This window comes from Paenibacillus terrae HPL-003 (assembly GCF_000235585.1).
Lineage (GTDB): Bacteria > Bacillota > Bacilli > Paenibacillales > Paenibacillaceae > Paenibacillus > Paenibacillus terrae_B.
Genome location: NC_016641.1, coordinates 496,062 through 509,485, shown reverse-complemented (window position 1 = coordinate 509,485; position 13,424 = coordinate 496,062). Strand labels below are relative to the sequence as shown.

Here is a 13,424-nt window from a genome sequence, read left to right as displayed (position 1 = left end):
CGTGCACCGCAAAATAAGAGTCGGGCGCTACACCTCTTCGCTTCTGTTGATGGCTGTAGGCTTTCTGCTTATCTTGGATGTTGTCCAACATACCGAATATATGCTTTTGCTCCTCGTATGGTGGCCCATTATTTTTGTGCTGTGGGGACTGGAGTATCTGATTTTTTTTGGGGTGTACTACCGCAAGGAGGGCAAGCCCGACAACGGACGGCGTTTCAGACCTGATCTGAAGGGAATTGTCTCCGCATTGGTTGTGGCCGCTGCTGTTTTTACCATGACCCAACAAAATCATTATATGTATCTGTGGAACCAGGTTAGCTTGAATCTGACTGCGGCGTCCATGGATTTTAGTCAGGCGGAAGGAAACCGATATGATATGGGCGGCGTACTGGTGCCTGTAACGATGCAGACGTCCGATTTGGTAGTTGATTCGGTCAATGGCGATATAACGCTGATCAGACGGCCTGTGTCCAATATAGAGGTACGTGCGACTCTGTGGGTGGATCAAGCGCCTGTTGCCGAAGCGGACAAGATTGCTCAAGCCTCCTCGCTGACTTCTACAGACGGCAAGACCATTCAGATTCGTCCGGAGGTACAGTCATACGGAGCATCGAGCAGACGTCAGCCCCGTACGAATATATTAATTACAGTGCCGGAGGATCGGCGATTTAATATGCAGATCAGAACCTCCAACGGGGATATTACCCTGAACGGAGTAGATGCTATCGACAGCATCCGACTTGAGAGCGGAAATGGGAATCTGACGGTTAATGATGCTATCGGCAATGTCAAAGGAGTCACCTTGAACGGTCAGATCAAATTGCATCGTATCACCGGAGATGTAGATGTTCGAACCAATCGCGGCGATATGCAGGCAGGGGATATTGAAGGAACAGTTGCGTTGCGCACGATGGTAGGCGACATTCAGCTTGCCCGCTCGGAAGGTGATATTACGGTTGATACCCAAAATGGTGACATGAACGTTCTGAATCCCACAGCCAAGCTGAATGCAAATTCGCTCAATGGCGGGATCAAAGTGCATAGCGAGCAGGTAGCCGGAGATTGGAAAATATACAGTGCCGTCGGTGATATTGCATTGGACCTTCCTTCGAATGGTGACTTTCAGTTGGAGGGGTCCAGCAGTTACGGTAATCTTCGATCAGACTTCCCTTTTAAAATAGACAGTAAAAGTATCTCAGGCCAAAATGGGACAGGTAAGTATACGGTCAACGTGGAAGGCAACAGTAATTTAACGATCAAAAGGGTACTGATTCCATCGCTGCCTGGCTTGAACGAGTCGGCAGGATCGACTGTGCCTGATGCATCAGAAACGCCTTCGGCTGAATCTGAATCTCCAGCTACCGGGGCCTCCAACGGGACATCCAGCGATAATGCGGCGCGTTGACAAGAAACTTGAATTGACCGTACAATGTGGATAGACCTTACAACATGAATAGAATGTAAATGGTTGTAACAAAGCAAATAGTAAGTAAGGGATAAGGCGGTGGACATATATGGCAGCTCGCGTCCAGCATGCTTTGGAACTTCTGAAGAAGACAGGTGTACGCATAACACCCCAGCGCCATGCCATATTAAACTATTTGATGGAATCTATGGGACATCCGACCGCAGATGAAATATATCGTGCGCTCGAATCCAAGTTTCCAAGCATGAGTGTGGCTACGGTTTATAATAACTTAAAGATGTTTATAGAAGCGGGTATGGTACATGAGTTGACCTATGGAGATAACGCCAGTCATTATGATGCCAATGTTTCGGAGCACTATCATATCATTTGCGAAAAATGCGGAAAGATTGAAGATTTCAGTTATCCGTACTTGGCTGATGTGGAACACCATGCCTCGTTGGAGACAGGTTTCGAAGTGCATGGACATCGTATGGAGTTATACGGAGTGTGCAAAGCTTGTATGAACAAGGAAAGTCAGCAAAACATGGAATAGAAGTTTTTTGGTGCGCTATGTATATATTCTAATGGGTTGGAAACGTGAGAAATTCCCCACAAGCGGGGATTTACCGCGTTTTTTTGTTTAAATAACTTTTGTTTAAGTAACCGGCTCAGTTAACGTTATCCTGTAATTCAAAGTTTCGACAATGGAGGTTGAATATTGGCCAGAAATCATTCCAGAAGCCGCCGTAAACGTTCGCGTTTCAAAGGGGCAGCAAGCTTGCTATTGTTCGCAGCGATCATCTGCGCAATTACTGTCGTATGGTTCGGTAATCCACTGCATGAAAAACCCGATTGGCAAGGCAATGTCCGGCCTATTTTTATCCAGGGAAAGTTGACTGGATATGAAGCTCAAAACTCCGGCAAGAACATGCTGGTACCGCTCAAATTTGTGCAGAGTAAAATTGATCCTGCGATTCGTTATGAGGGCGACAGCCAAACTATTATTTTGGCTACGAGGCAAAATTTGCTGCATATGACCGTTTCGAAGCCCCAAGGAGAATTGAATGGAACATCATATACGCTCAGCGCAGCTCCCCAGATTATTAGTGGATCAGTTTATATTCCTATGCAAGCGGTCCGTGAAGTATATGGTGTATCTGTTCATGAAGATACAGTGACGGGCGCAGTTATCCTGATGAAAGCCGGAGAGAAAGTCAAACTGGGGAACGTGGAGAAGAAGGATGGACGGCAGGATGCCAAAATCGCTTTGCGTAAAGAAGCCACCAGCCTGTCATTTATTTTGACGGATATACCTCAACAAACGAAGGTGCGTATTTGGTCCAAACAGGCTGATTGGTATTTTGTTCAACTGGATAACGGCTACGCTGGATATGTACAGGCGGCCAATGTCTCTGAAGGAGAGGAACTTGCGGTGGCCGCGGTTAAAGATGCTCCATCCATCTCAGAGAAGCATTGGGAGGGTAGGGCTGTCAATCTCGCCTGGGAGGCTGTTTACAACCGTAAGCCTGATCCTTCCAAATTTGACCCTATGCCTGGAGTGAATGTGGTAAGCCCCACCTGGTTCAGTGTCATAGATAATGAGGGCACCGTACAAAGCAAAGCGGACCCTGCCTATGTCAGTTGGGCGCATCGCAAGGGGATGGAAGTATGGGGCTTGTTGAGCAACAGCTTTAATCCTGAATTAACGACAGAGGCCTTGTCTACCTTTGAACGGCGCAGATCGATTATAGATCAGATGATTACACTTGCCGAGGAAAATGGTCTGGACGGTATCAATATTGACTTTGAAAATGTTCATACGAAGGATGGACCCAATGTCACCCAATTTTTGCGAGAGCTTAAGCCGATGGCACGTGAACATGATCTGATATTGTCAATCGACGTAACACCTAAGTCTCAAAGTGAGATGTGGTCTGCTTTTCTGGATCGAAAATCATTGGGTTCGATAACGGATTATCTCATGGTTATGGCCTATGATGAGCATTGGGCAGCCAGTCCGAAGGCTGGTTCAGTCGCCTCACTGCCGTGGGTGGAAGCGTCGATCAAGCGAATCATTCAGGAGGATGGAGTATCAGCTCAAAAAGTTGTCTTGGGCATTCCGTTATACACTCGTGTATGGTCTGAAACACCCAAAGGGGACACCATCAAGGTTAGCTCCAAATCACTTGGTATGGAGTCAACAGCAGCGATTATCGAGAAATTTAAGCTGAAGCCTAAATTCAGAGCGTCGGAAGGTCAGAATTATGTCGAGTATAATGAAGACGGCATTGTTAAAAAGATTTGGCTGGAGGATCGTGTATCGCTAAAAGCGAGGGTGCAACTTGCCAAGTCATTGAAACTTGGGGGAATCGGGGTATGGAACCGAACCTTTGCGGATGAGACTGCTTGGAATACTCTAAAAGAGATAAGTAAATAAAATATAAAATTTATAGAATTGAAGAAGGAAGTTTCTTTTTTATGTAGAAATGTTCACATATATCCAAATTTAGCGGTAATGACCGCCTTACAGGTATGGAGGGAGAAGTGCAGCTAACCAAGTTAAGCTTGATGTATGATGAATTGTTGCAGGAAGATTCGATCGGCATTATTTTGTATAGAAAGCCGAGCGAATATTTTCATGGAGCCATGCTGTACGATTTTGATGAACTCATTCTAATTATTGGAGAATTCCGGAAGCCAGCCCGTTCCATTCAGCATTTACTGATTAATGGATTAAGGTGTCAGGTGCTGTACGTAACACTGGATTGTCTGAAAGGGTGGATTATCGCCGGTGAACATGCCAACATAATAGATTATTTACTGGAAGGCCGTATCATGTGGGAGCGGGATGAAAGGGTCATTCTTTTGAGGCGGGAAATTACCGAATTCAACGGCCCGTTACGGGAGCAAAAGCAATTTCATGAGTTCGCCCGTTTTCTGGCTAATTACGTTCATGGTAAAAGAGCGATGCGGGAAGGTCGGATTATTGACGCTCATCAGAGTATTCTGAAGGCGTTGGATCATTGGGCATCCATTGAGCTTATTGAGCGGGGGATTTATCCGACGGCTCACTTGTGGATTCAGATACAGCCGCTGGATCGAACGATCTACAAGCTGTACAACGAACTCACGTTAAGTACGGAAACCCTTGAGCAGCGGGTTGAGCTTGTGTTGCTTGCTTGTGAATTTTCAGTGATGTCTAAAATGGAGGGGTGCTCAGCACCGCTATTCCGCATTTTAGGCAGCAGACGGGAACCTTGGTCCATAGATGAGCTTATCAATCATCCTGAGCTAAAAAACCTCCAACTGGATCTTACCGTAGTGCTACGTAAGCTCGTATACCGCTCATTGATCAGGGAATCGGCTGGCGGGAATCTCAGGAATCGCGGACACCATGGTGAATTACGTTATTCCCTTATTTAATTGATACATCGAATCAGCGGGAGGAAGGTCCGTTAAAACGGGTTTTTCTTCCTTTTTTATGCGAAATAGAGTCACATTGACGCTCAAAACATAAAAATTGTCGTTAAAGGTTGACGAGTTTATAAAAGATATGCTAAGTTATAACTCGCCCCATTAAGCAGCATGAATAATTTAGACCTGTTTACAGCAGGATAAATATGTTGCAATCAAGCATGAAAATAATTTTTCTTAAAAAAAGCTTGACGTAAAATGAGGTTATGTGTTACATTATTTAAGTCGCCGCTGAGACGCGGTGGTGAAACGAAGTAAGGCAAAAGCAAGACATGATGCAAGTTTGATCTTTGAAAACTGAACAACGAGTGAGTAAATGATTTTGTTCGCAAAATCAACCACAAAGATTTCGGTACATACCGCAAGGTTGTATGAAATCAGAGTGTAAAAGAGATATTTATCTCGTCAGTTTCAAAATGAGCGAATCGCTCTTTCTATAAGCCAACTTCGGTTGGTCTTTAATGGAGAGTTTGATCCTGGCTCAGGACGAACGCTGGCGGCGTGCCTAATACATGCAAGTCGAGCGGGGTTAGGTTAAAAGCTTGCTTTTAACATAACCTAGCGGCGGACGGGTGAGTAACACGTAGGCAACCTGCCCATCAGACTGGGATAACTACCGGAAACGGTAGCTAATACCGGATACATCCTTTCCCTGCATGGGGAGAGGAGGAAAGACGGAGCAATCTGTCACTGATGGATGGGCCTGCGGCGCATTAGCTAGTTGGTGGGGTGAAGGCCTACCAAGGCGACGATGCGTAGCCGACCTGAGAGGGTGATCGGCCACACTGGGACTGAGACACGGCCCAGACTCCTACGGGAGGCAGCAGTAGGGAATCTTCCGCAATGGGCGAAAGCCTGACGGAGCAACGCCGCGTGAGTGATGAAGGTTTTCGGATCGTAAAGCTCTGTTGCCAGGGAAGAACGTCTTGTAGAGTAACTGCTACAAGAGTGACGGTACCTGAGAAGAAAGCCCCGGCTAACTACGTGCCAGCAGCCGCGGTAATACGTAGGGGGCAAGCGTTGTCCGGAATTATTGGGCGTAAAGCGCGCGCAGGCGGCTCTTTAAGTCTGGTGTTTAATCCCGAGGCTCAACTTCGGGTCGCACTGGAAACTGGGGAGCTTGAGTGCAGAAGAGGAGAGTGGAATTCCACGTGTAGCGGTGAAATGCGTAGATATGTGGAGGAACACCAGTGGCGAAGGCGACTCTCTGGGCTGTAACTGACGCTGAGGCGCGAAAGCGTGGGGAGCAAACAGGATTAGATACCCTGGTAGTCCACGCCGTAAACGATGAATGCTAGGTGTTAGGGGTTTCGATACCCTTGGTGCCGAAGTTAACACATTAAGCATTCCGCCTGGGGAGTACGGTCGCAAGACTGAAACTCAAAGGAATTGACGGGGACCCGCACAAGCAGTGGAGTATGTGGTTTAATTCGAAGCAACGCGAAGAACCTTACCAGGTCTTGACATCCCTCTGATCGGTCTAGAGATAGATCTTTCCTTCGGGACAGAGGAGACAGGTGGTGCATGGTTGTCGTCAGCTCGTGTCGTGAGATGTTGGGTTAAGTCCCGCAACGAGCGCAACCCTTATGCTTAGTTGCCAGCAGGTCAAGCTGGGCACTCTAAGCAGACTGCCGGTGACAAACCGGAGGAAGGTGGGGATGACGTCAAATCATCATGCCCCTTATGACCTGGGCTACACACGTACTACAATGGCCGGTACAACGGGAAGCGAAAGAGCGATCTGGAGCGAATCCTAGAAAAGCCGGTCTCAGTTCGGATTGCAGGCTGCAACTCGCCTGCATGAAGTCGGAATTGCTAGTAATCGCGGATCAGCATGCCGCGGTGAATACGTTCCCGGGTCTTGTACACACCGCCCGTCACACCACGAGAGTTTACAACACCCGAAGTCGGTGGGGTAACCCGCAAGGGAGCCAGCCGCCGAAGGTGGGGTAGATGATTGGGGTGAAGTCGTAACAAGGTAGCCGTATCGGAAGGTGCGGCTGGATCACCTCCTTTCTATGGAGAATCGTTTCCTGCAATGGAAACATTCAAATATGAAGCGTAAGCTTCAAAACTCAGGTTTAGGCCTGTTACTCACTCGTTGCTCAGTTTTGAGAGCTCAAACTCTCAAGCTTCGACGAATGTTTCATTCACACATCTGTGTGGAACCGAAATATTCATCGGGTTTCGCTTCCTTGAAGCGAATTGCACCTTGAAAACTGGATACCGAAACGAAATTGCGTTTTAGAATATTCCTTTACGCTGATCTTGTGTAAACAAGTGAAATAAAGGTAGCTGTTTTGAATTTCATTCACACTTCGGTGATGAACGAAATTCAAAACAAATCGCATTTACTTTGTAAATGCTAGGTTAAGCTACAAAGAGCACACGGAGGATGCCTAGGCGCCAGGAGCCGACGAAGGACGTGGCGAACAACGATAAAGCCTCGGGGAGCTGTAAGCAAGCTTTGATCCGGGGATGTCCGAATGGGGAAACCCGGCTGTCTTCATCGACAGTCACTTTCTGCTGAATACATAGGCAGAACAGAGGCATACCAGGGGAACTGAAACATCTAAGTACCCTGAGGAAGAGAAAACAATAGTGATTCCGTCAGTAGCGGCGAGCGAACGCGGATTAGCCCAAACCAAGGAGCTTGCTCCTTGGGGTTGTGGGACGTCTCACATGGAGTTACAAAGGAACCGGTTAGATGAAGAGGTCTGGAAAGGCCCGCCAGAGAAGGTAAAAGCCCTGTAGTTCAAAACCCGTTCCCTCCGAGACGGATCCCGAGTAGTGCGGGGCACGTGAAACCCCGTATGAATCCGGCAGGACCATCTGCCAAGGCTAAATACTCCCTGGCGACCGATAGTGAAGCAGTACCGTGAGGGAAAGGTGAAAAGCACCCCGGAAGGGGAGTGAAATAGATCCTGAAACCGTGTGCTTACAAGAAGTCAGAGCCCATTTTAGGGGTGATGGCGTGCCTTTTGTAGAATGAACCGGCGAGTTACGTTCCCGTGCAAGGTTAAGGTGAAGAGCTGAAGCCGCAGCGAAAGCGAGTCTGAATAGGGCGATCTTGAGTACGTGGACGTAGACCCGAAACCGGGTGATCTACCCCTGTCCAGGGTGAAGGTGCGGTAACACGCACTGGAGGCCCGAACCCACGCATGTTGAAAAATGCGGGGATGAGGTGGGGGTAGCGGAGAAATTCCAATCGAACCCGGAGATAGCTGGTTCTCCCCGAAATAGCTTTAGGGCTAGCCTCGGAATAAGAGTCGTGGAGGTAGAGCACTGATTGGGTGCGGGGCCCGCAAGGGTTACCAAGCTCAGTCAAACTCCGAATGCCATAGACTTGGTTCCGGGAGTCAGACAGTGAGTGCTAAGATCCATTGTCGAAAGGGAAACAGCCCAGACCATCAGCTAAGGTCCCCAAGTGTGTGTTAAGTGGGAAAGGATGTGGAGTTGCACAGACAACCAGGATGTTGGCTTAGAAGCAGCCACCATTGAAAGAGTGCGTAATAGCTCACTGGTCGAGTGACTCTGCGCCGAAAATGTAACGGGGCTAAACACGCCACCGAAGCTATGGCTTGATACTTAGGTATCAGGGGTAGGGGAGCGTTGAATGCGGGTTGAAGGTGTACCGGAAGGAGCGCTGGACTGCATTCAAGTGAGAATGCCGGTATGAGTAACGAAAAGATCTGTGAGAATCAGATCCGCCGAAAGCCTAAGGGTTCCTGAGGAAGGTTCGTCCGCTCAGGGTAAGTCGGGACCTAAGGCGAGGCCGAAAGGCGTAGTCGAAGGACAACAGGTCGAAATTCCTGTACCACCGTAATCCGCTATGAGCGATGGGGTGACGCAGTAGGGTAGTGACGCGGACTGATGGATGTCCGTCTAAGCAGTGAGGCTGATGTGTAGGCAAATCCGCACATCGTTAAGGCTGGGCTGTGATGGGGAGCGAAAATTGTAGTAGCGAAGGTCATGATCTCAGACTGCCAAGAAAAGCCTCTAGCCAGGAGAAGGTGCCCGTACCGCAAACCGACACAGGTAGGCGAGAAGAGAATTCTAAGGCGCGCGGAAGAACTCTCGTTAAGGAACTCGGCAAAATGACCCCGTAACTTCGGGAGAAGGGGTGCCTCGGTAGGGTGAATAGCCCGAGGGGGCCGCAGTGAAAAGGCCCAAGCGACTGTTTAGCAAAAACACAGGTCTGTGCGAAGCCGCAAGGCGAAGTATACGGGCTGACGCCTGCCCGGTGCTGGAAGGTTAAGGGGAGTGGTAAGTCCTTTTAGGGCGAAGCTATGAACCGAAGCCCCAGTAAACGGCGGCCGTAACTATAACGGTCCTAAGGTAGCGAAATTCCTTGTCAGGTAAATTCTGACCCGCACGAATGGCGTAACGACTTGGGCGCTGTCTCAACGAGAGATCCGGTGAAATTTTAATACCTGTGAAGATGCAGGTTACCCGCGACAAGACGGAAAGACCCCATGGAGCTTTACTGCAGCTTGATATTGAATTTGGGTACGATCTGTACAGGATAGGTGGGAGCCTAAGAGACTTGAGCGCCAGCTTGAGAGGAGGCATCCTTGGGATACCACCCTGATCGTATCTAGGTTCTAACTTGGTACCGTGATCCGGTACGAGGACAGTGTCAGGTGGGCAGTTTGACTGGGGCGGTCGCCTCCTAAAGAGTAACGGAGGCGCCCCAAGGTTCCCTCAGAATGGTTGGAAATCATTCGAAGAGTGCAAAGGCAGAAGGGAGCTTGACTGCGAGACCAACAAGTCGAGCAGGGACGAAAGTCGGGCTTAGTGATCCGGTGGTACCGCATGGAAGGGCCATCGCTCAACGGATAAAAGCTACCCTGGGGATAACAGGCTTATCTCCCCCAAGAGTCCACATCGACGGGGAGGTTTGGCACCTCGATGTCGGCTCATCGCATCCTGGGGCTGAAGTAGGTCCCAAGGGTTGGGCTGTTCGCCCATTAAAGCGGTACGCGAGCTGGGTTCAGAACGTCGTGAGACAGTTCGGTCCCTATCTGTCGTGGGCGTAGGAAATTTGAGAGGAGCTGTCCTTAGTACGAGAGGACCGGGATGGACGTACCGCTGGTGTACCAGTTGTTCCGCCAGGAGCACCGCTGGGTAGCTATGTACGGAAGGGATAAGCGCTGAAAGCATCTAAGCGTGAAGCCCCCCTCAAGATGAGATTTCCCAGTATGTAAGACCCCTTGAAGACGACGAGGTAGATAGGTTGGGGGTGGAAGTGCAGTAATGCATGGAGCTGACCAATACTAATCGGTCGAGGGCTTATCCTAAGAATAAAACGCAAATTGAGTTTCGAATCCAGTTTTCAGGGGGTAATACCTGGAAGGTATGTAGAAGATACATTCGAAAAGCGCATGGCTATTCATTCACACGATTCGCGAGGAGCGGAATATCCATACGATAGAATTTGTTTAACAAATTCATGTTTGGTGGCGATAGCGGAGGGGTTCCACACGTACCCATCCCGAACACGACCGTTAAGCCCTCCAGCGCCGATGGTACTTGGACCGCAGGGTCCTGGGAGAGTAGGACGTCGCCAAGCAAATCTTTATGATTACTATTCCCTGATAGCTCAGTTGGTAGAGCACTCGACTGTTAATCGAGTTGTCACAGGTTCGAGTCCTGTTCGGGGAGCCATATGGAGAGGTGTCCGAGTTGGCCGAAGGAGCACGATTGGAAATCGTGTAGGCGCCAAAAGCGTCTCGAGGGTTCGAATCCCTCTCTCTCCGCCAGAATTATTTTTTGTATGGCCCGTTGGTCAAGCGGTTAAGACACCTCCCTTTCACGGAGGTAACAGGGGTTCGATTCCCCTACGGGTCATTAATATTGTATAAAAGAGCTTGAAATAAAAAGCTTATAATGGTATAATATGTGAAGTGTCGGGTTGTGGAGGCTTAGCTCAGCTGGGAGAGCATCTGCCTTACAAGCAGAGGGTCGGGGGTTCGAGCCCCTCAGCCTCCACCATTTGAAAAGTGAATACTTATTATTGTCGCGGGGTGGAGCAGTTCGGTAGCTCGTCGGGCTCATAACCCGAAGGTCACAGGTTCAAATCCTGTCCCCGCAATTAATTTCCTTTAGGAAATACCTTTGGAACTGTGGTGTAGAGGCCTAACATGCCTGCCTGTCACGCAGGAGATCGCGGGTTCGAATCCCGTCAGTTCCGCCATTTTAGTAATAATATGTTTGTCGAAGAGCCTTAAAATAAGGCTCGGTAGCTCAGTCGGTAGAGCAGAGGACTGAAAATCCTCGTGTCGGCGGTTCGATTCCGTCCCGAGCCACTTTTAATTGAATAATTTATGTGCCGGTGTAGCTCAACTGGTAGAGCAACTGACTTGTAATCAGTAGGTTGGGGGTTCAAGTCCTCTCGCCGGCACCATTTTGGAGGATTAGCGAAGTGGCCAAACGCATCAGACTGTAAATCTGCTCCCTTACGGGTTCGGTGGTTCGAATCCATCATCCTCCACCAGTTTTATAGGGGCATAGTTTAAAGGTAGAACAACGGTCTCCAAAACCGTTGGTGTGGGTTCAATTCCTGCTGCCCCTGCCAAATTTTTTTTGCCCTTGTGGCGGTCGTGGCGAAGTGGTTAACGCACCGGACTGTGACTCCGGCATTCGTGGGTTCAAGCCCCATCGGCCGCCCTTTACTTTTTAATGGGGATTAGCCAAGCGGTAAGGCAACGGACTTTGACTCCGTCATGCATAGGTTCAAATCCTATATCCCCAGCCATCTTAATGCGGACGTGGCTCAGCGGTAGAGCATCGCCTTGCCAAGGCGAGGGTCGCGGGTTCGATTCCCGTCGTCCGCTTTGTAATACTCTGGCGCCATAGCCAAGTGGTAAGGCAAAGCTCTGCAAAAGCTTTATTCCCCAGTTCAAATCTGGGTGGCGCCTCCAAAATTGAATATGCCGGCGTGGCGGAATGGCAGACGCGCTCGACTCAAAATCGAGTGGGAAACCGTGGAGGTTCGAGTCCTCTCGCCGGTATAGCTAAAAGAGTTCATTGGAGATATTCTCTAATGAGCTTTTTTTATTTTAGATTTAGTACCCCACTCATTGTTTGAGCTGAAGATACCTTGGTGTCTTTGTTTTCACAGCATACTGAAGGGCTTTGCGAATGTTCGCGTGATAATGAATAACGGTATTGGCGCTGACACCACGCACGTTCATTTCATGGGTGTAAAAGGTTTGAATATCTTTGGTAGTTAAATCCAAAAGCATAATCCCTTTTTCCCTAAAATAAGGCTCTACACGGCCTTTTACGGCGTTTGAATAGGAAATGTAGGTGATAAGCTCAATACTGTTCTTCATCATCTCTAGCCATTGCAGCATGAAGTCTGCAAAGAGTCCTTTGTTGCCATCGGGTGGAATGGTCGTCTTTGCTATTTCGACTTTTTCTGCTTGCGCTACTTCCTCCAGGTGATGATCTTTTCTGGCTTCTTGAAGTAAGATTTCGGCCCTTTTTTTCTTGTAGGTGACCTGCTATCATACCCGATCCTCCTCATAGTTAGCAGCCCACATCTCTACCATTGACACTATAATTATATCATAGCAAAGATATTGGTTCAATGCGTTAAAGTGTTGAAGTTATCTGTTGGATGTAATTGCTGTGACTGCATCAATGATTGGAGGTAGGCAATAACTTGAATTTATAGTTGGGGAACATTCACAACATCAGGATATTGTTCAAACATGGATGCAAGAAAATACTTTGTGTCCGAAGGTAATGGCACAGATTGTTCTGGCATATAACAAAGTCTCCTTTTCAAAAGGATATGTAATTGTGCAGTCGTGGGCTACGCACATAATAAGAAGACATCACAATGCACTCATCTCCATAGGGTAAAGGATAAATTATTTCAAGCTGCTGCTGGTAAGTCAGCATCATAGCTTCAACGTTATGATGAAACTCCCCCTCATCCGAGCGGGCTGCCCCCAATACAGTGACGTTGGCCGGGCAGAAGTATCATAATCCCTTTCTCTAGTTATGGCGATTCATCCCACCACAGGATGATTTTAGCCGGAGAAGTGATTGCTCTAGCCCCATTTTGGGACTGTCACAGCACTTCCGCTTCGTCGCTTCTGGTTTTCACAGAAGAGAAAGGAACGTACTTGAAACAAGCAGTATGAAGTTTTCAATGATCAAATTGTAATCAAGGAAGTAAATATATGATGATTGCTTCCTGTTATATAAATGGGGATTAGGAGAGAAAAGGGCAACTGTTTACTGAAAATTTTCTCGAAATAGATTAAAATAGACTGTGTGAAAACAAGAACTGGCCCTGTGTAGTAAGATACACAGAGCCAGTCCCTTTTTTATTCGTAGGTTCTAAGATCTAAGCGACGAACTACCATGATCTAGGCAATCGTCATCTGCTGTTTGCACGTCGGTTCCATTTCGTTTTGCGTACTTAATAATAACTGGCTCATAACGAGTAATTAAATGCTGATAACCTCCATCATAATAGGTTTTAAATTGGGCTGGGAAATTCGTATATTGGCTAGCAACGCTCTCT

5 protein-coding genes, 15 tRNA genes and 3 rRNA genes are annotated in these 13,424 nt (G+C 48.2%); 22 read left to right on the top strand and 1 reads right to left on the bottom strand.

Features of this window, described 5'->3' with window-relative positions; translation table 11 throughout:
* Position 1 precedes the first annotated feature (1 nt).
* The 22 genes from HPL003_RS02510 to HPL003_RS02405 all read left to right on the top strand — a co-directional run bounded on the left by HPL003_RS02510 (position 2) and on the right by HPL003_RS02405 (position 11,895).
* A complete protein-coding gene (locus tag HPL003_RS02510) occupies positions 2–1,405 on the top strand; it encodes a DUF4097 family beta strand repeat-containing protein (protein WP_014278069.1) in 1,404 nt (467 codons plus the stop codon).
* 109 nt (positions 1,406–1,514) lie between these two features.
* On the top strand, positions 1,515–1,961 hold the full coding sequence (locus tag HPL003_RS02505) for a Fur family transcriptional regulator (protein ID WP_014278068.1): 447 nt from the start codon (positions 1,515–1,517) through the stop codon (positions 1,959–1,961).
* A gap of 165 nt (positions 1,962–2,126) precedes the next feature.
* Positions 2,127–3,845: a glycosyl hydrolase family 18 protein gene (locus HPL003_RS02500; protein ID WP_014278067.1), complete on the top strand. Its 1,719-nt coding sequence runs from the start codon at positions 2,127–2,129 to the stop codon at positions 3,843–3,845.
* Between the two features lie 107 nt (positions 3,846–3,952).
* Positions 3,953–4,831, top strand: coding sequence for a nucleotidyltransferase-like protein (locus HPL003_RS02495; RefSeq protein ID WP_014278066.1), 879 nt, complete (start codon positions 3,953–3,955; stop codon positions 4,829–4,831).
* 509 nt (positions 4,832–5,340) lie between these two features.
* Positions 5,341–6,898: ribosomal RNA gene (locus HPL003_RS02490) — 16S ribosomal RNA — on the top strand.
* Between the two features lie 352 nt (positions 6,899–7,250).
* Positions 7,251–10,182 (top strand): 23S ribosomal RNA (locus tag HPL003_RS02485).
* A 155-nt stretch (positions 10,183–10,337) separates the two neighbouring features.
* Positions 10,338–10,454 (top strand): 5S ribosomal RNA (gene rrf / locus HPL003_RS02480).
* Together the 16S, 23S and 5S rRNA genes with 15 tRNA genes alongside form the textbook arrangement of a ribosomal RNA operon.
* 19 nt (positions 10,455–10,473) lie before the next feature.
* Positions 10,474–10,549: transfer RNA gene (locus HPL003_RS02475), tRNA-Asn, on the top strand.
* 3 nt (positions 10,550–10,552) lie between these two features.
* Positions 10,553–10,644, top strand: a tRNA-Ser gene (locus HPL003_RS02470).
* Between the two features lie 16 nt (positions 10,645–10,660).
* Positions 10,661–10,732, top strand: a tRNA-Glu gene (locus tag HPL003_RS02465).
* 68 nt (positions 10,733–10,800) lie between these two features.
* Positions 10,801–10,876: transfer RNA gene (locus tag HPL003_RS02460), tRNA-Val, on the top strand.
* 26 nt (positions 10,877–10,902) lie between these two features.
* Positions 10,903–10,976, top strand: a tRNA-Met gene (locus tag HPL003_RS02455).
* Between the two features lie 25 nt (positions 10,977–11,001).
* A tRNA-Asp gene (locus tag HPL003_RS02450) sits at positions 11,002–11,078 on the top strand.
* Positions 11,079–11,117: 39 nt separating this feature from the next.
* Positions 11,118–11,190 (top strand) — tRNA-Phe (locus HPL003_RS02445).
* A gap of 22 nt (positions 11,191–11,212) precedes the next feature.
* Positions 11,213–11,288 (top strand) — tRNA-Thr (locus HPL003_RS02440).
* 4 nt (positions 11,289–11,292) lie between these two features.
* A tRNA-Tyr gene (locus tag HPL003_RS02435) sits at positions 11,293–11,378 on the top strand.
* Between the two features lie 7 nt (positions 11,379–11,385).
* Positions 11,386–11,459 (top strand) — tRNA-Trp (locus HPL003_RS02430).
* Positions 11,460–11,478: 19 nt separating this feature from the next.
* A tRNA-His gene (locus HPL003_RS02425) sits at positions 11,479–11,551 on the top strand.
* Between the two features lie 13 nt (positions 11,552–11,564).
* Positions 11,565–11,639 (top strand) — tRNA-Gln (locus tag HPL003_RS02420).
* 7 nt (positions 11,640–11,646) lie between these two features.
* Positions 11,647–11,718 (top strand) — tRNA-Gly (locus HPL003_RS02415).
* 12 nt (positions 11,719–11,730) lie between these two features.
* Positions 11,731–11,805 (top strand) — tRNA-Cys (locus tag HPL003_RS02410).
* A gap of 11 nt (positions 11,806–11,816) precedes the next feature.
* Positions 11,817–11,895 (top strand) — tRNA-Leu (locus HPL003_RS02405).
* Between the two features lie 66 nt (positions 11,896–11,961).
* Here the strand turns inward: HPL003_RS02405 and HPL003_RS02400 are convergent.
* Positions 11,962–12,240 carry a tyrosine-type recombinase/integrase gene (locus HPL003_RS02400; protein ID WP_014278065.1) on the bottom strand — a complete coding sequence of 93 codons (279 nt, stop codon included), beginning with the start codon at positions 12,238–12,240 and terminating at the stop codon, positions 11,962–11,964.
* Positions 12,241–13,424 lie beyond the last annotated feature (1,184 nt).